General features: G+C 64.6%; 20 protein-coding genes. 15 read left to right on the top strand and 5 right to left on the bottom strand.

Annotated elements, in window-relative coordinates; genetic code table 11:
• The first annotated feature begins 17 nt into the window (after positions 1-17).
• The 8 genes from sdhA (at position 18) to R2C4_RS13555 (ending at position 6,787) form a co-directional block, all read left to right on the top strand.
• Entirely contained in the window at positions 18-1,823 is a 1,806-nt protein-coding gene (sdhA, locus tag R2C4_RS13590; protein ID WP_141891055.1) for a succinate dehydrogenase flavoprotein subunit, read from the top strand.
• 11 nt (positions 1,824-1,834) lie between these two features.
• Positions 1,835-2,614 carry a succinate dehydrogenase iron-sulfur subunit gene (locus R2C4_RS13585; protein ID WP_058285199.1) on the top strand — a complete coding sequence of 260 codons (780 nt, stop codon included), beginning with the start codon at positions 1,835-1,837 and terminating at the stop codon, positions 2,612-2,614.
• A 112-nt stretch (positions 2,615-2,726) separates the two neighbouring features.
• Positions 2,727-2,996 (top strand): hypothetical protein, encoded by a 270-nt coding sequence (locus R2C4_RS13580; protein WP_141891054.1) that lies wholly within the window; start codon positions 2,727-2,729, stop codon positions 2,994-2,996.
• A 45-nt stretch (positions 2,997-3,041) separates the two neighbouring features.
• Complete coding sequence (locus tag R2C4_RS13575) at positions 3,042-3,752, top strand: ZIP family metal transporter (RefSeq protein WP_141891053.1); 711 nt, start codon at positions 3,042-3,044, stop codon at positions 3,750-3,752.
• A 105-nt stretch (positions 3,753-3,857) separates the two neighbouring features.
• Positions 3,858-4,043 (top strand): hypothetical protein, encoded by a 186-nt coding sequence (locus tag R2C4_RS13570; protein WP_141891052.1) that lies wholly within the window; start codon positions 3,858-3,860, stop codon positions 4,041-4,043.
• A gap of 64 nt (positions 4,044-4,107) precedes the next feature.
• Positions 4,108-4,305 carry a hypothetical protein gene (locus R2C4_RS13565; protein ID WP_141891051.1) on the top strand — a complete coding sequence of 66 codons (198 nt, stop codon included), beginning with the start codon at positions 4,108-4,110 and terminating at the stop codon, positions 4,303-4,305.
• A gap of 352 nt (positions 4,306-4,657) precedes the next feature.
• Entirely contained in the window at positions 4,658-5,827 is a 1,170-nt protein-coding gene (locus R2C4_RS13560) for a type III PLP-dependent enzyme (RefSeq protein ID WP_208764493.1), read from the top strand.
• Positions 5,828-5,929: 102 nt separating this feature from the next.
• A complete protein-coding gene (locus R2C4_RS13555; RefSeq protein ID WP_141891049.1) occupies positions 5,930-6,787 on the top strand; it encodes an urea carboxylase-associated family protein in 858 nt (285 codons plus the stop codon).
• 207 nt (positions 6,788-6,994) lie between these two features.
• On the opposite strand, the gene deoD is transcribed toward R2C4_RS13555, so the two are convergent.
• The 3 genes from deoD to R2C4_RS13540 form a co-directional block, all read right to left on the bottom strand.
• Complete coding sequence (gene deoD / locus R2C4_RS13550; RefSeq protein WP_141891048.1) at positions 6,995-7,699, bottom strand: purine-nucleoside phosphorylase; 705 nt, start codon at positions 7,697-7,699, stop codon at positions 6,995-6,997.
• Between the two features lie 18 nt (positions 7,700-7,717).
• Positions 7,718-8,035 carry an H-NS histone family protein gene (locus R2C4_RS13545; protein WP_058285205.1) on the bottom strand — a complete coding sequence of 106 codons (318 nt, stop codon included), beginning with the start codon at positions 8,033-8,035 and terminating at the stop codon, positions 7,718-7,720.
• 121 nt (positions 8,036-8,156) lie between these two features.
• Positions 8,157-10,124, bottom strand: a complete 1,968-nt coding sequence (locus R2C4_RS13540; protein WP_141891047.1) for a protein meaA — start codon at positions 10,122-10,124, stop codon at positions 8,157-8,159.
• A 210-nt stretch (positions 10,125-10,334) separates the two neighbouring features.
• Here R2C4_RS13540 and R2C4_RS13535 point away from each other — a divergent pair, with 210 nt between their 5' ends.
• The 7 genes from R2C4_RS13535 (at position 10,335) to R2C4_RS13505 (ending at position 18,465) form a co-directional block, all read left to right on the top strand.
• On the top strand, positions 10,335-11,447 hold the full coding sequence (locus R2C4_RS13535) for an acyltransferase family protein (RefSeq protein ID WP_208764492.1): 1,113 nt from the start codon (positions 10,335-10,337) through the stop codon (positions 11,445-11,447).
• A gap of 30 nt (positions 11,448-11,477) precedes the next feature.
• Positions 11,478-12,908, top strand: coding sequence for a 1-acyl-sn-glycerol-3-phosphate acyltransferase (locus R2C4_RS13530; RefSeq protein WP_141891046.1), 1,431 nt, complete (start codon positions 11,478-11,480; stop codon positions 12,906-12,908).
• Between the two features lie 113 nt (positions 12,909-13,021).
• The gene (ccrA, locus tag R2C4_RS13525) at positions 13,022-14,302 is read left to right on the top strand and encodes a crotonyl-CoA carboxylase/reductase (protein ID WP_058285208.1); all 1,281 of its coding nucleotides are present in this window, start codon (positions 13,022-13,024) and stop codon (positions 14,300-14,302) included.
• A gap of 371 nt (positions 14,303-14,673) precedes the next feature.
• Complete coding sequence (locus tag R2C4_RS13520) at positions 14,674-15,393, top strand: helix-turn-helix transcriptional regulator (protein ID WP_141891045.1); 720 nt, start codon at positions 14,674-14,676, stop codon at positions 15,391-15,393.
• Positions 15,394-15,487: 94 nt separating this feature from the next.
• Positions 15,488-16,129: an acyl-homoserine-lactone synthase gene (locus tag R2C4_RS13515; protein ID WP_141891044.1), complete on the top strand. Its 642-nt coding sequence runs from the start codon at positions 15,488-15,490 to the stop codon at positions 16,127-16,129.
• A gap of 63 nt (positions 16,130-16,192) precedes the next feature.
• Complete coding sequence (locus tag R2C4_RS13510; RefSeq protein ID WP_141891043.1) at positions 16,193-17,731, top strand: ATP-dependent DNA helicase; 1,539 nt, start codon at positions 16,193-16,195, stop codon at positions 17,729-17,731.
• Positions 17,728-18,465, top strand: a complete 738-nt coding sequence (locus R2C4_RS13505) for an SDR family oxidoreductase (protein ID WP_141891042.1) — start codon at positions 17,728-17,730, stop codon at positions 18,463-18,465. Before R2C4_RS13510 ends, R2C4_RS13505 begins: the two co-directional genes overlap by 4 nt.
• A gap of 216 nt (positions 18,466-18,681) precedes the next feature.
• Here R2C4_RS13505 and R2C4_RS13500 read toward each other — a convergent pair whose 3' ends face one another.
• On the bottom strand, positions 18,682-19,467 hold the full coding sequence (locus tag R2C4_RS13500) for a TIGR02186 family protein (protein WP_141891041.1): 786 nt from the start codon (positions 19,465-19,467) through the stop codon (positions 18,682-18,684).
• 2 nt (positions 19,468-19,469) lie between these two features.
• Complete coding sequence (locus R2C4_RS13495) at positions 19,470-20,393, bottom strand: sulfite exporter TauE/SafE family protein (protein WP_141891040.1); 924 nt, start codon at positions 20,391-20,393, stop codon at positions 19,470-19,472.
• Positions 20,394-20,577 lie beyond the last annotated feature (184 nt).

Here is a 20,577-nt window from a genome sequence, read left to right as displayed (position 1 = left end):
CTCCGAGGTTTCCATCAATGGCTGCTTACGAATACGAAACACATGAATATGACGTGGTCGTGGTTGGCGCCGGCGGGGCTGGCCTCCGTGCGACGCTGGGCATGGCGGAACAGGGTCTGCGCACCGCCTGTGTGACCAAGGTGTTCCCGACCCGCTCCCACACGGTGGCGGCGCAGGGCGGCATCGCTGCGTCCCTGGGCAACATGGGCCCGGACAGCTGGCAGTGGCACATGTATGACACCGTCAAGGGCTCCGACTGGCTGGGCGACACCGACGCGATGGAATACCTCGCGCGCGAGGCTCCCAAGGCGGTTTACGAGCTGGAGCATTACGGCGTGCCCTTCTCGCGCACCGAAGAGGGCAAGATCTATCAGCGCCCGTTCGGCGGCCACACCACCGAGTTCGGTGAAGGCCCCGCGGTGCAGCGCACCTGCGCCGCCGCTGACCGGACCGGCCACGCGATCCTGCACACGCTTTACGGCCAGTCGCTGAAGAACAACGCGGAATTCTATATCGAGTATTTCGCCATCGACCTGATCATGTCCGAGGACGGGCAGTGCCAGGGCGTTGTCTGCTGGAAGCTGGACGACGGCACCATGCATGTCTTCAACGCCAAGATGGTTGTCCTGGCGACCGGCGGTTACGGCCGTGCGTATTTCTCTGCCACCTCGGCGCATACCTGCACCGGCGACGGCGGCGGCATGGTGGCGCGGGCAGGCCTGGCGCTGCAGGACATGGAGTTCGTGCAGTTCCACCCGACCGGCATCTACGGCTCCGGCTGCCTGATCACCGAGGGCGCGCGGGGCGAGGGCGGCTACCTCACCAACTCCGAAGGCGAACGCTTCATGGAGCGCTATGCGCCCCAGTACAAGGATCTGGCGCCGCGCGACTACGTCAGCCGCTCCATGACCATGGAGATCCGCGAAGGCCGCGGTGTGGGCGCCGAGGGCGATCATATCCACCTGAACCTCTCCCACCTGCCGGCAGAGGCGCTGGCGGAACGGCTGCCGGGCATCTCCGAAAGCGCCAAGATCTTTGCCGGCGTGGATGTCACCAAGGAGCCGATCCCGGTTCTGCCCACCGTGCACTACAACATGGGCGGCATTCCCACGAACTACTGGGGCGAAGTGCTGAACCCGACTGCGGATGATCCGACCGCTGTGGTGCCGGGCCTGATGGCCGTGGGCGAGGCGGGCTGCGCCTCTGTGCATGGCGCCAACCGGCTTGGCTCCAACTCGCTGATCGACCTGGTGGTCTTTGGCCGTGCCTCCGCCATCCGCGCGGGCAAGGTCGTGGACCCGGAGGCGGCAAACCCGGTGCTGAACCAGGCCTCCGTCGACAAGGCGTTCGATCGGTTCGACACCCTGCGCAACGCCAAGGGCGGCATCCCGACCGCGGATCTGCGGCTGGAAATGCAGAAGTGCATGCAGGCCGACGCGGCGGTGTTCCGCACCTCCAAGACCATGGCGGAAGGCGTTGAGAAGATGACCGCGATCGCGGCCAAGCTCGATGACCTCAAGGTGACCGACCGCTCGCTGGTCTGGAACTCCGACCTGATGGAGACGCTGGAGCTGACCAACCTGATGCCGAACGCGCTGGCCACCATCGTGGGCGCCGAAGCCCGCAAGGAAAGCCGCGGCGCCCACGCGCATGAGGACTTCACCTCCCGCGACGACGAGAACTGGCGTGTCCACACCGTGTCCCGCGTGGAGGGCAACAAGGTTGATCTGTCCTACCGCCCGGTGATCACCGACCCGCTGTCGACCGAAGCTGAAGGCGGCATCAGCCTCGCCAAAATCGCGCCCAAGGCGCGGACGTTCTAAGGAGACAGATCATGGTTCAATTCAGCCTCCCGAAGAACTCCAAGATCACCACCGGCAAAACCTGGCCCAAGCCGGAGGGCGCCAGCAATGTGCGCAAGTTCAAGATCTACCGCTGGAACCCGGATGACGGCAAAAACCCGCAGGTCGACACCTATTTCGTCGACATGGACAGCTGCGGCCCAATGGTTCTGGACGCGCTGATCAAGATCAAGAACGAGATCGACCCGACCCTGACCTTCCGCCGCTCCTGCCGCGAGGGGATCTGCGGCTCCTGCGCGATGAACATCGACGGCATCAACACGCTGGCCTGTATCTATGGCATGGATGAGATCAAGGGCGATGTGGCGATCTACCCGCTGCCGCATATGCCGGTGGTCAAGGACCTGATCCCGGACCTCACCCATTTCTATGCGCAGCACGCCTCGATCATGCCCTGGCTGGAGACCAAGACCAACCGACCGGCGAAAGAGTGGAAGCAGTCCATCGAAGACCGCAAGAAGCTCGATGGGCTTTATGAGTGCGTGATGTGCGCCAGCTGTTCGACCTCTTGCCCGAGCTACTGGTGGAACGGCGACCGTTACCTGGGGCCTGCCGCGCTGCTGCACGCCTATCGCTGGATTATCGACAGCCGGGACGAAGCCACGCCCGAGCGTCTGGACCAGCTGGAAGACCCGTTCAAGCTGTACCGCTGCCACACCATTATGAACTGCGCCAAAACCTGCCCCAAGGGCCTGAACCCGGCCAAGGCGATTGCGCATATCAAGAAGATGATGATCGAGCGCACCGTCTGATCGCGGCAGGGCTGATCCGCAAGGATCCGCCGCCCCGCGCAATGAAATTTGCATGGCCCCCGGTTTCCTGCGAAACCGGGGGTATGTTTTTCGCTGGCATTGGAGTTCGGGCATGAAACTGATGGGACTTGCCGCGGGCGTGCTGACCGTGCTGGCGGGCTGTATGACAGCCACCGACCACGACCGCATCGGAGGCCAGCTGGCAGCAACGGACGCCAAGATCCCCGGTTGTATCGCGGCTGCGGGCATCACCGGGGAATACCGGGTGCGTACGGAGTTTCTGGGCCATGGGGCTGGGGCGACGGTTCTGCGCATGGTGCAGCCGGGACTGAATGTCACTGAGGCGCAGGCGGCACAGGCGACGAGCTGTATCAACACCTGACGCAAAGCGGTTGAGGTGCGGCTGCGGCGGCCATAGGGTGCCGGTATGCAACCGTATGTTTTTGCCATTCTTTTAGCCGGGCTCGCCGGGCTTTCGATGCCGCTGGGCGGGTTTCTTGCCTGGTGCGAGCACATCCGCAACCCGACGCTGCGCGACGAGGTGCTGCACGCCGTCGCGGCCTTTGGCGGCGGCGCGCTCACCTCTGCGGTGGCGCTGGTGCTGGTGCCGGAGGGGGCGCAAGCGCTGTCTGCCGTGCTGGCGGTACTGCTGTTCGCCGCGGGCGGCGGCGTGTTCTACCTCGCCGATACCGTGCTGCAAAAGCGCGGCGGCAGCGGCGCGCTTTTGCTGGCGATGCTGCTGGACTACGTGCCCGAAGCGATGGCGCTGGGGGCGATGCTGGTGGCGGATGCTGCCACCGCCTGGCTGCTGGCGCTGATGATCTTCCTGCAGAACCTGCCGGAGGGGTTCGCCGCCTTCCGAGATGTCTGGAGCGGTGACAGCCCGGCCTGGCATGTGCTGCTGGCCTTTGTCGGGCTGGCGGCGCTGGGGCCGGTCTGCGCTCTGGCAGGGCTGGTCTGGCTGGCAGAGGCCCACGCGGTGCTGGGGGCGATCATGGTTTTTGCGGCGGGCGGCATTCTCTATCTGCTGTTTCAGGACATCGCCCCCAAGGCGCATTCCAGCCGCAGCAGCGTGCCTGCACTGGGCGCGGTTGCGGGCTTTGCCCTGGGGCTGGCCGGGCACCTGCTGACGGTGTGACGCGCACCCTTGGTTGCTGCAATGCAGCAAGTGCATGGCGCCTTTGCAGAAACGGCGGCTGCGCCCGCGGCAGGCAGGGGGTAGTTTGGCGCTTGAGGGAGGATCGTGCCAGACTATGGAGGCAACCCGATGAACCCGGTGAATTTGCAGCAAGACCCGAAAGACAAGGCCCGTCAGGCCGCGCTTGAGGCCTTGGAGCAGGCCTTTGCCTACTACACCCCGGAGCCGCTGCCCGCGGCAGCAGAACCCAGCGCCGTGGACGGTGTGGTCGAGTATTACCAGGCTGCCTGAGGGCAGCCTGATGCGCAGGCGGCAAACCGGTTGAGCCGGAGGCTGCTGCGGCGTAGACAGGGGCATGCCTGTTCTGCTGCTTGTCCTTTTGGCGGGCGTGTTCGCCTATTTCCTCTGGCGCCGCCACGCCACCAGCCTGACCCGCAACTGCCGCTGGCGCCAGCAGCGCGCCCAGGGCCAGTGGCGCTGCAGCTATTGCGGCGCCGCGGAACCGGGAGAGGCCGCCCCGCGCCTCTGCCGCGATCCGCGCCGCGCGCCTTAGCCGGAACTTGCAGCCCGCAGCGGTGATCTCCCGCGCCCGCAGGCGCCCCGGCTGCGCCGGAACGCCTTCCGTGCGGCCTTGGGCCCGGCACCGCGCCGGGCGCGGTGCCGGGCCCAACTGCGGGACGCCTTGTCAAAAGGCGGCGGAGCAGGCGGGAGCCCTTCGGTCCGTGCATGGCAGACCCGCAAAAAATAATGCTTGAAAGACTCACCTCTTTGCCCGATATGGGCGGACAAGACGCCAACGCACGCGCCTCTGTCGAAAGGGGTTACTCCCCTAAGGTTACGTAGCGACGGTAACGTCTCTGACTGAACTGAGCGGTCATATATGGCCGGGTCTTTTGGAGATGACCATGAACGTACACGTAGCCGGGCAGACTGCTCGCGATTCCGTATCTGTATCCCGTCACCTGCAGCACATTGCGCAAAACCACTTCGACCGGCCGACTCTGGTCATCGACAGCCAGGCGGTGGCCCGCCAGTACCAGGCGCTGGACCGCGGCCTGGGCCGGGCGCGCATCCACTATGCCGTCAAGGCCAACCCGGCGCCGGAAGTGCTGGAAACCCTGGTGCGCCTGGGTTCCAACTTCGACGCTGCCAGCCGCACCGAGATCGAGATGTGCCTGGCCGCCGGCGCGCGGGCTGAGCAGATCACCTTCGGCAACACCATCAAACGGCCCTCTGACATTGCCTTTGCCCACAACATCGGCATCACCCATTTTGCCGCCGACGCCCAGGAAGAGCTGGAAAAGCTGGCGGAATTCGCACCGGGCGCGCATGTCTGCCTGCGGGTGATCGTCGAGGCCTCGGGCGCCGACTGGCCGCTCAGCCGCAAGTTCGGATCGTCGGCTTCGATGGCGCTGAGCCTGATGGACGCGGCCGCCGGGCTGGGCCTCACCGTGCATGGCCTGTCGTTCCACGTCGGCTCGCAAACCCGCGACCCGCTGATGTGGGCGCCGGTGCTGGATCAGGTGGCAGAGGTCTGGACCGCGGGCCGCGCGGCCGGCCACGACCTGAAGCTGGTGAACATCGGCGGCGGCTTCCCGGCCTCCTACAAGACCGAGGTGATGGGCGCCGAGGAGTATGCCCGCGCGGTGATGGAGCAGGTGAACGCGCGCTTCCCCGATGCCGCTGAAGTGATGGCAGAGCCGGGCCGCGGCCTGGTGGCCGAAGCCGGCGCGATTGCGGCGGAGGTGCTGCTGGTGTCCCGTAAGCATGCCGATGACATGTTCCGCTGGGTCTATTTGGACATCGGCAAGTTCTCCGGCCTGGCCGAAACCATGGACGAGGCGATCCGCTACCAGATTTCCACCAGCCGCGACCACGAGCCGACCGGCCCCTGCGTGCTGGCAGGCCCCTCCTGCGACAGCGCCGATGTGCTGTACGAAAAGCAGCTGGTGCAGCTGCCGCTGGGCCTGAAGGCCGGCGACCGCGTGGTGATCCATTCCTGCGGCGCCTACACTTCGACCTATGCCTCGGTCGGCTTCAACGGCTTTCCGCCGCTGGACGTGGTGGTGATCTGATCTTCGCCTTCCGGCGCTTGTGATCTGTTCCGGCCGCCGCAGGGCTTGAAACCCTGCGGCATTGCCGTCTTGATGGGGCAAACGGACGAGAAGGTTTGCCCGATGACGATCTCCCCCGAAGCCCCCGCCGACGCGGACGCCCGCCGCGCGGTCAAGCCGGTGATCTGCTACCCCAACGACACCCTGCCGGTTCCGGATCTGCCGCTGTACCGGCAAGCGCGGCAAGCGGCGGTGAAGACCGGGGAGGTGCTGGTGCAGCCTCGCGATGCCGCCTGTTTCGAGGTGCCCGCCGGGCATTTCTTCCGGATCACCTCGGTGGAGGGGCCGCAGGTGGGCGATCTGAACCTGTGGAACAGGGCCGACCTCAGCGAGCGGTTCTACTCCGGCAAGACCCGCGCCCTGCACGGCACCCATATCACCGCGGGAGAGCGGATGTGGACCAGCTTTCCGCATCTGCGCCCGATGGCAACCATCACGGAAGACACGCTGGGCTGGTACGGCATCGACCCGTACGGCGGCTCCGTGCATGACGTGATCGGCACCCGCTGCGACCCCTACACCGGCAACCTGCTGGCGGGCAGCCAGTACCATCACTGCTGCCACTCCAACCTGACCCGGGCGCTGGCAGGCCATATGGGGCTGCCGCTGGCGGAGGCGGAGCCGCATGTGCATGATGTGCTGAATGTGTTTATGTGCACCGGTTTTACCCGCGATACCGGCCAGTATTTCATGAAAGCGAGCCCGGTGCGGCCCGGCGATTATCTGGAGTTCTTTGCCGAGATCGGCCTGCTGGGGGCGCTCAGCGCTTGCCCGGGCGGGGACTGCTCGGCGGAGCATTCCAGCGATACGGCGGCGTGCCATCCGCTGCTGGTCGAAATCTTTGCCCCGGCCAAAGGCGCCCTAGGCGATTGGAAAAGCCCGCCGCGAAATGGCTATGACCGCAGCCACGGCATTGGCTGAGCGGGCAATAAGGGTTTGGAATTCCGGTAAGTGGACAAATTTGGCACCAAATCTGCATAAGGGGCAGAAGGGTCACGTATTTATTCTGTCCAAAAACGCCATTCGCAGGGGGATTTTCCCAGCGTACAAAATGAAGCCGGGTCTTTCAGGCGGAAAAAAGGGCAGGGCGAAAGCCGCTGCCCTTACTAATTATCAAAATGAAAACTTTCAGCCGAACGCGGCTTCAAGGGCAATTTCCACCATGTCGCCAAAGCTGCGCTCGCGCTGATCGGAGGGCAGCGCCTCGCCAGTTCCCAGATGATCGGACACGGTCAGCACTGCCAGCGCCCGGCAGCCGTGACGGGCCGCCAGCGTGTAAAGCTCCGCCGCTTCCATCTCCACGCCGAGAATGCCGTGGCGCACCATCTGCTCGTTCAGGTCGGGGCGTTCGTCATAGAACACGTCCGAGGAGTAGATGCCGCCGATATGGGTGTCGGCGCTGCGCTTAGCAGCCGCCTGGGCAGCCGCCTGCAACAGGCCCCAGTCGGCGCAGGGGGCGAAATTCAGCTCCCGGAAAATACCGCTGGACGGGCTGTTGAGGGTGGTGGCGGTCATCGCCAGGATCACGTCCCGCAGCTTGACCTTGTCCTGCATGCCGCCGCAAGAGCCGATGCGGATCAGCGTCTTGGCGCCATAGTCCCGGATCAGCTCGTTGGCATAAATCGACAGCGAGGGCATCCCCATGCCGCTGCCCTGAATGCTCACCCGGTGCCCCTTCCACGTGCCGGTATAGCCCAGCATGCCGCGCACTTCATTGACCAGCTTGGCATCTTCCAGAAACGTCTCAGCCGCCCATTTCGCCCGGTAGGGGTCGCCGGGCATCAGCACGGTTTCTGCAATATCGCCCTTGGCGGCGCCGATGTGAATGGTCATCGCTCAGCTCCAGACAGATCAGATTTCCAGATCGGAAATATCTTTGCCGGCGGTCAGCGCGGCATGGACCCAATGCGGTTTGCGGCCGCGCCCGGTCCAGGTTTCTTCCGGATTTTCCGGGTTGCGGTATTTCGGAGCGGCCTTGGCCTTTTTTGCGCCCTGGCGCGACGCAGTGGCGATCTCGTCCAGCGAGAAACCGTATTTTGCGGCAGCCTCCTCGGCGGCTTTCAAGGCTTCCTGGCGTTCGCGCAGTTCTGCTTCCTGCAGTGCTTTTTCAACATTGCTTTGAAGCTGCAGAAGCTCTTTTCTGCTCATTGCCGAAAGGTCGAAGGTCATTCTGAACTCCATATATAAAAATGACACACCGGAAAAACCGGTATGTCATTCCTTATGGACTGAATACCAGACGCATTTCAGCATCTTTTTTATCGGTTTGCAGAAAACTGCCGGTAAAAAGTCAATTCGCTGCAATTTCCGGTGGCCTTGCCAGGTCCACAATGTCGCTCATAATTGAATTGAGCTCGAAATCCTTGGGCGTATAGACGCGAGCCACACCCATTGACTTCAGCTTTTGCGCGTCCTCGTCCGGGATGATGCCGCCGACCACCACCGGGATATGCGCCAAACCGGCGTCGCGCATGCGCTGCATCATTTCTTCGACCAAAGGCAGATGGCTGCCCGACAGGATCGACAGGCCAACCACATGGGCGTCATCCTTTTGCGCCGCTTCCACCAGTTCCGCCGGGGTCATGCGGATGCCGTCATAGGTGATGTCCATGCCGCAGTCGCGGGCGCGGAAGGCGATCTGCTCGGCGCCGTTGGAATGGCCGTCGAGGCCCGGCTTGCCGACCACGAACTTGATGCGGCGGCCCAGCACGTCGCTGACCGCATTGACCGCATCGCGCAGATCGTCCAGCCCTTCGGTCTTGTTCGACACCGAGGCCGACACGCCGGTCGGGCCGCGGTAGGTGCCATAGACCTTGCGCATCTCCTCGGCCCATTCACCGGTGGTGACGCCGGCCTTGGCCGCGGCGATCGACGGTTCCATGACATTTGTGCCGCTTTGCGCCGCGGCGCGCAGGGCGGCCAGGGCCGATTGCACCGCGTCATTGTCACGCTCGCTGCGCCAGGCGTTCAGGCGGCTGATCTGCTCCTGCTCCACCGCGGGGTCGACCACCATAATGCCGCCGTCCTCGGTCTGCAGCGGCGAAGGCTCGCCCTCGGTCCATTTGTTGACGCCCACCACGATGGTCTCGTTCTTCTCGATCCGGTTCAGCCGGTCGGCATTGGACTCGACCAGCCGGCCCTTCATGTATTCGATCGAGGCGACAGCGCCGCCCATCGATTCCAGATTGGCAAGCTCCGCGCGGGCGCCGTCCTTCAGCTCCTCGACCTTGGCATCGACCGCCGGGTTGCCGTCGAACAGGTCGCCGTATTCCAGGAGGTCGGTCTCATAGGCCAGGATCTGCTGCATCCGCATCGACCATTGCTGATCCCAGGGGCGGGGCAGGCCAAGCGCCTCGTTCCAGGCGGGCAGCTGCACGGCGCGGGCGCGGGCTTTCTTCGACAGAGTCACTGCCAGCATCTCGATCAGAATACGGTAGACGTTGTTTTCCGGCTGCTGTTCGGTCAGGCCCAGCGAGTTCACCTGCACGCCATAGCGGAAGCGGCGGAACTTGGGGTCTTCGACGCCATAGCGGTCGCGGCAGATCTCGTCCCACAGGTCAACAAAGGCGCGCATCTTGCACATCTCGGTCACGAACCGGATGCCCGCATTCACGAAGAAGGAGATGCGCCCGACCATGGCCGGGAAATCCTCCGGTGCGATGCGCGGTTTCAGCTCGTCCAGCACCGCCTGCGCGGTCGCCAGGGCAAAGGCCAGCTCCTGCTCCGGCGTCGCCCCGGCCTCCTGCAGGTGGTAGGAACACACGTTCATCGGGTTCCACTTGGGCACGTTGGTGTAGCAATACTCCGCCACATCCGCGATCATCTTGAGGCTGGGCTTGGGCGGGCAGACATAGGTGCCGCGGGAGAGGTATTCCTTGATCAGGTCGTTTTGCACCGTGCCCTGCAGCTTGGACACATCCGCGCCCTGTTCCTCGGCCACCGCGATATACAGCGCCAGCAGCCACGGCGCCGTGGCGTTGATGGTCATCGAGGTGTTCATCTGCTCCAGCGGGATCTGGTCGAACAGCGCCCGCATATCGCCCAGGTGGCAAACCGGCACGCCGACCTTGCCGACCTCGCCGCGCGCCAGCACGTGGTCGCTGTCATAGCCGGTCTGGGTCGGCAGGTCGAAGGCGACCGAAAGCCCGGTCTGCCCTTTCGCCAGGTTGGCGCGGTAAAGCGCGTTAGACGCCTTGGCCGTGGAGTGGCCGGCGTAGGTGCGGATCAGCCAGGGGCGGTCTTTTTGCATCTGCGGCATGTCGGGCCTCGCGAGTCAGAGTGTCGGTAATTTTATTTCGTCAAGCTGATGTAAACTGCAATTTTCAACCCGTGTCAATTCGCTGCGTTGCGGCATTTGCAGGGCTGATGCCCGGTTGCGCGGTTAACCATCAGCAAGCGCGCGGTTGAGATGGAGCTGGATGCGGACTAAAGTCCTTTAAGTTGAATCGATTTTTAGAAGAATACTGCTTTGAAGACCTCATTAACCGGGCAGCGCCTTGCCGAGATCGACGGCCTGCGCGCCGTCGCCGTGCTGGCGGTTGTGCTGTACCACTATTTTCAGGCGTATCCCCAGCATTATCCCTATGGCGCGGGCCTGCTGCCTTTGGCGAAATACGGCGATTTGGGGGTTGCGCTGTTTTTCGTGATTTCCGGCTTTGTCATCACCCTGTCGCTTGCCGGCCAGCCCGGGCTTTGGCGGTTTGCGCTGAAACGGTTGGCGCGGCTGTGGCCTGCGCTGGCGGTTTGCTCCATTATCACTTTTGCCGTCGTGCACAGCTTTGACAGCGGCTTCAGCCGGGAGGTGCAGGGCGGGCTGAGCGGCTTTGCCGCCTCCTGGACCTTCACGTCGCAGCGCTTCTGGCACAGCGCCTTCGGGTTCGATGGCTATGTCGATGTCGTTTATTGGACCCTCGCCATTGAAATCCGCTTCTACCTGCTGGCAGCGGTGATCTGCTGGCTGGCGCCCGCCGGACGCTTTGCGGAGGTGGCGCCATTGGTGCTGCTGCTGATGCAGTCCCTGTTTGCAGCGGTTCAGTTCGCGGTCCCGGGACTGGTGCCGCAGGTGCTGATTGAGACGCTCTTTCTGGCCTATGCGCATCTGTTTGCGGCGGGCATCACCTTTGCCGCGGTCTATGGCGGGGCGCGCAGCAAGCGGCAGGCAGCGCTGATCTTCTGGAGCTTTTCGGTCGCCTTCTACCGCGCAGAGGATTGGGGGGAGGCCGTGGTCCTTGCCCTGATCTTCCTGTCGGTTGCCGCCTGTGCCTGGCGCCTGCGGGCGGCCAGCGTGCTGGCGTGGCGGCCGCTGGCGGCGCTGGGGGTGATCAGCTATCCGGTTTACCTGCTGCACAACTACATCGGGGTGACCCTGCTGTCGCTGCTGCCGCCGGGGCTGGCAGACGCGATCTACGTGCTGGCCGCGGGCCTGGTTATGGCAGGCATTCTGCTGCTGTCGAACGCTGTCCATCATCTGGTCGAACTGCCGGCGCAGCAGGCCGTCCGGTCCCTTCTTGAGCGCCGCGCTGATCGCGGCCGCGAGATGCTACCCGCGCCAGGGCCGCAAGCCGCGGCAAAAGGCTTGTAAACCGGGCAGGCTTGGGCAAGGCTTTGCGGGATGACGCAAACCGTGGAACTGCCGCTGTGGCTTTTTGTGCTGATCGTGGGCTTTGCCGCGGTGACCTTCGCGTCGCATTTCCTGTTTCCCTCGGTGCGCTGGTTCTTCCGGCGGCGGCTGGAGCGCGCGGTGGCGCGGCTGAACAAGCGGCTGGAGCGCCCCATCGAGCCGTTCAAACTGGCCCGCCGCCATGACATGATCCAGCGCCTGATCCACGACCCGCAGGTGGCGCAGGCGGCAGCGGATCACGCGGCAGCGGAAGGCATCCCGGAAAACGTGGCGTTTGAGCAGGTCCGCCGTTATGCGCGCGAGATTGTGCCCGGGTTCTCCGCCTTCGCCTATTTCGGGCTGGCGATCCGCGCCGCCCGGCTCCTGTCCAACGCGGTCTACCGGGTGCGGCTGGGCCACCAGGACGAGGAGGCGCTGCGGGCCATCGACCCCAAGTCCACCGTGGTCTTCGTGATGAACCACCGCTCCAACATGGATTATGTGCTTGTCACCTATCTGGCGGCAGAGCGTTCTGCGCTGTCTTATGCGGTGGGGGAGTGGGCGCGGGTCTGGCCGCTCAGCCGTCTGATCCGGGCGATGGGCGCCTATTTCATCCGCCGCCGCTCGCGCAATGATCTCTACCGCAAGGTGCTGGCCGCCTATGTGCGCCTCGCCACCCGCGGCGGCTCCACCCAGGCGATGTTCCCCGAGGGCGGCCTCAGCCTGGACGGCGCCTTGGCCCCGCCCAGGCTGGGGCTGCTGAAATACATCGTCGAGGGCTATGACCCGGACGGGCGCGACGTGGTTTTTGTGCCGGTGGCGCTGAACTATGACCGGGTGCTGGAGGACCGGATCCTGACCTCTGCCGCCAAGGCGGGCGAGCGCCGGTTCCGGGCCGGGATCGGGCTGGTGGCGCTGCGGCTGTTGCGGCAGCTGTGGCTGTGGATGACCGGGCGCCACCGCCGCGCGGGCTATGCAGCGGTGAACTTCGGCCGCCCGCTGAGCCTGGCCGGTTTCGGGGCGGGGCGGCAGGGCGACATCACCAAGCCGCTGGCGCGGGAGCTGATGCAGCGGATCAGCGCCATTGTTCCGGTGCTGCCGGTGCCGCTTATCGCGGCGCTCCTGTTGCGCCACGGCGCCCTCAGCCGGGCCGCCATCGAGCACCGGCTGGAAGATCTGATCGCGGCGATGCCGCTGGCGCATGCCCATATGCCCCGCGAGAATCTGTCCTATGCGGCCGGCGGCGGCCTGCAGCAGCTGCTGCGCCGCGGGCTGGTGGCCGAATCCGGCGGCCGGTTCGCCCCGGTCGAAGACCGCCGCGACCTGCTGGTGTTTTACGCCAATTCGATCCGCCACCTGATGCCCCAGGATGGCGCGCAGCCGGGTGGAAACCGTGATTTTTCTGCACCTGCTAAGGGAAATGCTGCATCCGCTGGGTCATAAAATTACCCATACAGCGCAAAAGTGGTTGCAATATTACTCTGCCAATCCTATCCCTCAGATAACCGCTGCGATTCTGCACCGCGGCAAAAGCACAGGCTACAAAGGAGGCCATCATGGCATTGGATACCCAGACTGACGTCATGTCGTACGAGGCGCCGGAGAAAGATCTCTATGAGCTGGGGGAAATTCCCCCGATGGGCTATGTGCCCAAGAAGATGTACGCATGGGCCATCCGCAAGGAGCGCCACGGCGAGCCGAATACTGCGATGCAGCAGGAAGTGGTCGATGTTCCGGAGCTGGACAGCAACGAGGTGCTCGTCCTGGTGATGGCGGCCGGCGTCAACTACAACGGCGTCTGGGCCTCGCTGGGCAAGCCGATCTCGCCCTTTGACGGCCACAAGGCACCCTATCACATTGCCGGGTCCGATGCCTCGGGCATCGTCTGGGCGGTCGGCTCGAAGGTCACCCGCTGGAAGGTCGGCGACGAGGTGGTCATCCACTGCAACCAGGATGACGGCGACGACGAGGAATGCAACGGCGGCGACCCGATGTATTCGCCCAGCCAGCGGATCTGGGGCTATGAGACGCCGGACGGATCGTTCGCTCAGTTCACCAACGTGCAGGCCCAGCAGCTGATGCCGCGCCCCAAGCACCTGACCTGGGAAGAAAGCGCCTGCTACACGCTGACGCTCGCCACCGCCTACCGGATGCTGTTCGGCCATGAGCCGCACGACCTGAAGCCGGGCCAGAACGTGCTGGTCTGGGGCGCTTCGGGCGGCCTCGGCTCCTACGCTATCCAGCTGATCAACACCGCCGGCGCCAACGCCATCGGCGTGATCTCGGACGAGAGCAAGCGCGACTTCGTCATGGGCCTCGGCGCCAAGGGCGTTCTGAACCGCAAGGACTTCAACTGCTGGGGCCAGCTGCCCACGGTCAACACCCCGGAATATGCCGAGTGGTTCAAGGAAGCCCGCAAGTTCGGCAAGGCGATCTGGGACATCACCGGCAAGGGCGTGAACGTCGACATGGTGTTCGAGCATCCGGGCGAGGCGACCTTCCCGGTCTCCACCTTCGTGGTCAAGAAGGGCGGCATGGTGGTGATCTGCGCGGGCACCACCGGCTATAACCTGACCTTTGACGTGCGTTACATGTGGATGCACCAGAAGCGCCTGCAGGGCTCGCACTTTGCCCATCTGAAGCAGGCCGCCTCCGCCAACAAGCTGATGGTCGAGCGCCGCCTGGACCCCTGCATGTCCGAGGTCTTCACCTGGAACGACCTGCCGGAAGCGCACATGAAGATGCTGCGCAACGAGCACCTGCCCGGCAACATGTCGGTTCTGGTGCAGGCGCCGAAAACCGGCCTGCGCACGCTGCAGGACGTGCTGGAGGCCTGATCCTGCAGGCTGCATCGCTATCAAGCTGAGACCAAGCCCGCGAATCACATCGGTGGTTCGCGGGTTTTTGCTGATTTAACGGATTGCAGCGAAGAATTTCAGCCGGTTGCCGGATGCGGCCTCGCTATTTCAGGGGAGGCGCCAGCCGCCGGCAGGAAAAGGCGGCTCTCTACGCTCCGGTTTTTGCGGCGTTTTTTTGCGGCTTCGCACGACTGTTCACCCAAAATGAACGAAAGCGGAACCTTCGCATTGACCTCCGGGAGGTCCCCACTGCAAAAGAGCATGAACGACCGGCCAGCCCGCGGCAGCATGTTTTGCCACGGGCCTCCCTCAGAACGGGGCCGGACCTAAAGGGCAGCAGCACGTAATTCATGGCATACAAAGCAGAACTCGACCGCATTCTGGAGGCGCTTGACGCCACTGAAACCTTGGAAGGCCTTCAGCTGATCGTTGAGCAGGTCTGCGAAGTGTTCGCCGTCGATCATGCCATGTACCTCTGGGTCGAAACCGCCGGGAACCACTATTATTTCGGCACCTACTCCAAGGCCTGGACGGACCGCTATCTGGACAAGGCCTACTCGCGGGTCGATCCGGTGGTGGTGGGCTGCTACCAGCGCTTTCACCCGGTCGACTGGAAGCGGCTGGACTGGAATCCCAAACCGGCCCGCGAGTTCCTGAGAGACGCGATGGTGCATGGTGTGGGCAACCAGGGCTATGCGATCCCCATCCGGGGGCCGAACGGCCAGTTCGCGCTCTTCACGCTCAGCCACAATTGCGACGATGCGGCGTGGGAAAAGATTATCGCACGGTACAACCGCGATTTCATTCTGGTGGCCCACTACTTCAACCGCAAGGTGCTGGAGCTGGAGCCCTCCCGGACGGCGGAGCAAGCGCAGCCGCTGTCGCCGCGGGAGGTGGATGCCCTGACGCTGCTGGCGATCGGCTACAGCCGCGCGCAGGTGGCGCAAACCCTGGCCATCTCGGAGCACACCCTGCGGGTCTATATCGAAAGCGCCCGGTTCAAATTGGGCGCGATCAACACCACGCACGCCATTGCCCGGGCTGTAAGTCTCGGTTTGATTGTGGTTTAGCGGTAGATATACCTCAATGCGTGTAAATTCTCTCGGGCATTGAACCCAATGGTCGTACTATTCCCCTGCTTTTCTACCAAAGGGGGAATACATCATGCTGCGGTATGTTTACGGTCACGATCTTCACACGCATTCCGATCTGGCTCATTCAATGTTCCTGGACCGGGCCGATCAGTTCAAGACGCGGCTCGGCTGGGATGTGCAGGTGGACGCCAACGGCGAAGAGCGGGACCAATACGACGAACTGGACCCGCTCTACATGATCTGGGAAATGCCGGACGGCAGCCACGGCGGCTCCATGCGGTTTCTGCCGACCACCGGCCGGGTGATGGTGAACGAGATCTTCCTGGATCTCTGCGGCGGCGTCCCCATCTGCAGCCCGCTGATCTGGGAATGCACCCGGTTCTGCCTGTCGCGCAAGGCGCACGGCAGGATCGCAGCAGGGCTGATGCTTGGCAGCCTGGAAATCATGCGCAACTTCGACGTTCCTCATTACACAGGCGTGTTCTACCGCCACACGGCCCGCGCCTTCCGCAACCTGGGCTTCGCGCCTGAGATCACCGGCACCCAGGGCGAGGGGCGCAATCCCATCTGCATGGGCTTTTGGGAATATGCCGAAGAGACCTATCACAGCGTGTCGCGCAAGGCGGGCATCCCGCCGGAGCTGTCGCAGCTGTGGTTCGACCGCTCCTTCGGCGGCGCCGGCGCCTCCGGTCCGGTGGCGCTCAGCGCCTGATCAATGCGCACACCGGGGCCGGATCCTCTGGCGGACCCGGCTCCGCGGCTGTAGGGTCGCGCCATGACAGCTCTGCCCGTACAGTTTTCCGATGACCAGGCCGCCGCTTATGACAGCGTGACCGAACTCCTGCGCCAGGCGGGGGTGGACCTTGACGACGGGCTTTTGCAGCCGCCCCGCGGCGATGCCGGGGTGATGGCGGTGATCGGCAAGGCCGGATCCGGCAAGACGCTGCTGCTGGCCGAGCTTTACAAGGCGCTGGAACAGGCGGGGGTTGAAGTTGTCTCCGGCGATTACGAAAGCCGCAAGAAGGGCGAAGACCGCCGCACGCTTGCGATTCTGGCGCCCACCAACAAGGCCGCCAGCGTGCTGCGCCTGCGCGGGGTGCCGGCCACCACCATCCACCGTATTCTTTACACGCCGGTTTACGATCCTGAATTCGAGAAAATCGCCGAATGGCTGGCGGGGCAGGGGGAGCAGCCCGACATCGAAGGGCTGAGCGAGGAGGCGCTGGCCCGGGCCGCGGCCTTTTACGAAAGGAACAAGTCGATCCCCGGCGCGCTGGCGGCGGCGGGCCTGCGCGGCTCCGACTTCATCACCGGCTGGAAGCGGCGCGAGGATCCTCTCGACATCGGCTTCATTGACGAGGCATCGATGCTGGACGACCGCCAGTTCGAGGATCTGAAGGAGATCTTCCCGAACCTGGTCCTGTTCGGCGACCCGGCGCAGCTGGCGCCGGTCAACCAGTCGGGCTCCATGGTGTTCGAAACCCTGCCGGAGCCGCGCCAGCTGATCCTCAACCGCATCCACCGGCAGGAGGCGGGCAACCCGATCCTCGACCTGGCCCACGCGCTGGCCGACCCGCAGCTGGGGTTTGAGGATTTCGAGCGCATGGTGGAGGACACCGCCCGGCGCGACGACAGGGTGGTCTGGGGCCAGCGGGTGGAGGTCGACCTGATGGCGCGCTCGCCGGTGCTGGTCTGGCGCAACAACACCCGCATCCGCCTGATCAACGCCTTCCGCGCCGTCCATGGCGCGCCGGAAGATGCGCTGATTGCCGGCGAACCGCTGATCTGCGACGGTATCGAACTGCCGGCGAAGCACCGCAAGAAGCGCCTGGACCTGGAGGCCCGCGGCCTGATCAAGGGCGCGCAGGTGATCTACCTCGGGGCCGGCCGCAAGCCCGGGTTTTCCCGCCTGCATGTGATCGGGGCAGAGGATCCGCAGGTCTCTGCCGCCTCGATCGTGAAGATCGAGAAACCGGATGAGGAAGAACCCTTCATTCCCTATGCCGCGCGCATGGGCGCAACCTTCCTGCATGGGGCGGCCGTGACCATCCACAAGGCGCAAGGCTCGCAGTGGGACACCGCCCAGGTCTTTGCCCCCGACATCTATGCCGCCGCCCGCATGGGCCGGGTGGAGGCAGGCCAGCCGCTGTGGAAGCGGCTTGCCTATGTCGCCATCACCCGCGCCCAGGAACGGCTGATCTGGGTGGTCAGGAACCGGCTGGCCAAACCTTCCGGCCCGCTGCCGGTGGACGACCTCAAGGCCATCCCGGCCGCGGCGCTGACACTGGAAGCACAGGAGGACACCCCCGCATGAGCTCTTCGATCCTGATCACCGGCGCCAGCTCCGGCATCGGCCGTGCCGTGGCGGAGCTGTTTCTGGCCGAGGGCTGGCAGGTCGGCCTGCTGGCCCGCCGCGCGGACAAGCTGGAGGAGGCGGCGCAGGGCCACGCGAACGCGCATGTGCTGCCCGCGGATGTGACCGACCCCGCGGCGGTGGACCATGCGGTGAACAGCTTTGTGATGGCGGCGGGGCGGCTGGATGTGCTGTTCAACAACGCAGGCATCTTCACCCCGCCGGGCACCATCGACGAGATCCCGCTGGAGGACTGGTTTGCCTCGGTGAACGTGAATCTCACCGGCATGTACCTGGCGGCCCGCGCCGCCTTCCGGCAGATGCGCCAGCAGGCGCCGCAGGGCGGCCGGATCATCAACAACGGCTCCATCGCCGCCCATGTGCCGCGGCCCCATTCAGCGCCCTATGCGGCCACCAAGGCCGCCATCACCGGCCTCACCAAAAGCCTGTCGCTGGACGGCCGCGCCTTTGACATCGCCTGCGGCCAGATCGACATCGGCAACACCCGCACCCCGATGGTCGAAGACCTGGGCCAGCGCCACGCGGAGGCCAATCCCGGTGCCGAACCGATGCACACCTTTGCGGTGGAGGACGCGGCGAAATCGGTTCTGCACATGGCCCGCCTGCCGTTGGAGGCCAACGTGCAGTTCATGACGGTGATGGCCACCAAGATGCCCTACATCGGCCGCGGCTAAGCGCTCCCGCCCGTCGCAGGCGCATTACTCATGCGCCGCTCCCGTTGGGCGTGGCGCTGCGCTGGCGCGTAGCGGGCCAGCTCTCCCGGCGGCACAGCCGCCTGCCGGGCAGCGAAACGCGGGCCTTCATCTTTCGCAAAATACTCCGGGGTGAATTGGCCGAAAGGCCAAGAGGGGCAGCGCCCCTTTTCCGCTCCGCCAGAAGGCGCTGGCCCCTTAGCGGTTCCTGAGCAGGCTGAAGGCTGCGGACGCGCCCCAGCCGGCCGCAATGGCAATCGCCAGCGACATCAGGCCGTAAAGGAACGGCTGCTCGCGCGAGAGCGCGTACAGGAACTTCTCCAGCCCCACCTTGCGCACGTCGATGGCGGTCTCATAGCTTGACACAACTTTGCCGCCGCGGGTCAGGAAGATGCGGGTCAGATAGCTGCCCTCGGTCAGGTCAGCGGGCATCTCGATGGCGGTGCGGAACAGGGTCTGCTCATCCACCGCCACCGTGTTTTCGCGCAGGGAGTAAAGCCCGTTCTTCTCGCGGATCCGGATCACCGCATCGGCAAAGGCCTGGGCGCCGCGGATATGCATCGCGGCGCCGACCGAGCGGATCGCGCGCTTGATCGAGATCCGGTAGCGCAGGTCCTCGGTGTCGGTCAGCACCTGTTTGAACGGGGCACTGGTGGCCACCGCATAGAACGCCGGCGCGGAGTCGACCAGAACGCTGTCGACGTTGATCCAGATCCCCAGCTTCTTTTCCTTGCGCCGCACCATGACGGACGGCGCCGGGCCGGACACGGCGACCACCACCTCCAGCGGGTCGTCCTGCGGGATCGGGGTTTCGCGTTTGACGGCGCCGAAAACCAGGATTTCCGACCCGTCGAAGGTGGCGGTGATCGCCACCCGGTCCTGGCTAAGGCCAAGCACGACCTCTTCCTTGCCGGCCTGGGCCGCGGCGTGCGGCAGCAGGGCCAGGGCGGCGGCGCTCAGGGCGGACAACAGCAGCTTGCGCATGGTCAGTGTCCCCCAGGCTCACCCAGCGAGTAGATCTCGGAGGGTTGCAGCAGGAGGTCGAGGCCCAGTTTGACGCAGACCGCGATGACCATCAGCGCCAGCAGGATGCGGAGCTGTTCGGCCTTTAGATACACACCGATCCGGGTGCCGATCTGGGCACCGATCACGCCGCCGATCAGCAGCAGCACCGCCAGCACGATGTCCACGGTATAGTTGGTGGTGGCGTGCAGCATGGTGGTGAAACCGGTGACCAGGATGATCTGGAACAGCGAGGTGCCGACAACCACTTTGGTCGGCATGCCGAGGATGTAGATCATCGCAGGAACCATGATGAAACCGCCGCCGACGCCCATGATCGCGGCCAGAATCCCCACGGCCACGCCAACCAGAACGGGCGGGATCACCGAGATATAGAGGCCGGAGGTGCGGAAGCGCATCTTGAACGGCAGCGCATGCACCCAGCCGCGCTGGCGGCGCGGGGCGGGCGCGGCACCGCCTGCCTTCTTGGCCTTGCGGATGGCGTTCAGGCTTTCGATGAACATCAGGCCGCCAACGACGCCAAGGAAGACGACGTAGCACAGCTTGACCAGCAGATCGACCTGCCCCAGCGCCTTGAGATAGTTGAACACCACCACCCCCAGCGCCGCCCCCATCAGGCCGCCGGCCTGCAGCACCAGCCCCATCTTGATGTCGACCGTGCGCCGCCGGAAATGCGCCAGCACCCCCGAGAAGGAGGAGGCAACAATCTGGTTCGCTTCCGTGGCCACCGCCACCGCGGGCGGGATGCCGATGAAGAACAGAAGCGGCGTCATCAGGAAGCCGCCGCCGACTCCGAACATGCCTGAGAGAACACCCACCATTCCTCCGAGGCCCAGAAGAAGGTAGGCATTGACCGAGACCTCAGCTATGGGAAGGTATATCTGCATGATCTTTGTTAGACCGCAGACCGCCTGAAAATCAATGATCTATGCCGCTGTGCAGCGTGCAGGACTGATTTGAGGCGGCAAACTGGACTTAACTGTGGCCGCCCTGCACTGGCTGAGGCGTAGGGGCTCCCGCGCCCGCAGGCGGCTGGCTGCGCCAGTTGCCTTGGCGGCCTTGGGCCGGGCG

The organism is Leisingera aquaemixtae (assembly GCF_006740765.1).
Classification (GTDB): Bacteria; Pseudomonadota; Alphaproteobacteria; order Rhodobacterales; family Rhodobacteraceae; genus Leisingera; species Leisingera aquaemixtae.
Note: the sequence above shows the minus strand (reverse complement) of the source record. Positions and strands in the feature narration are given on the sequence as shown.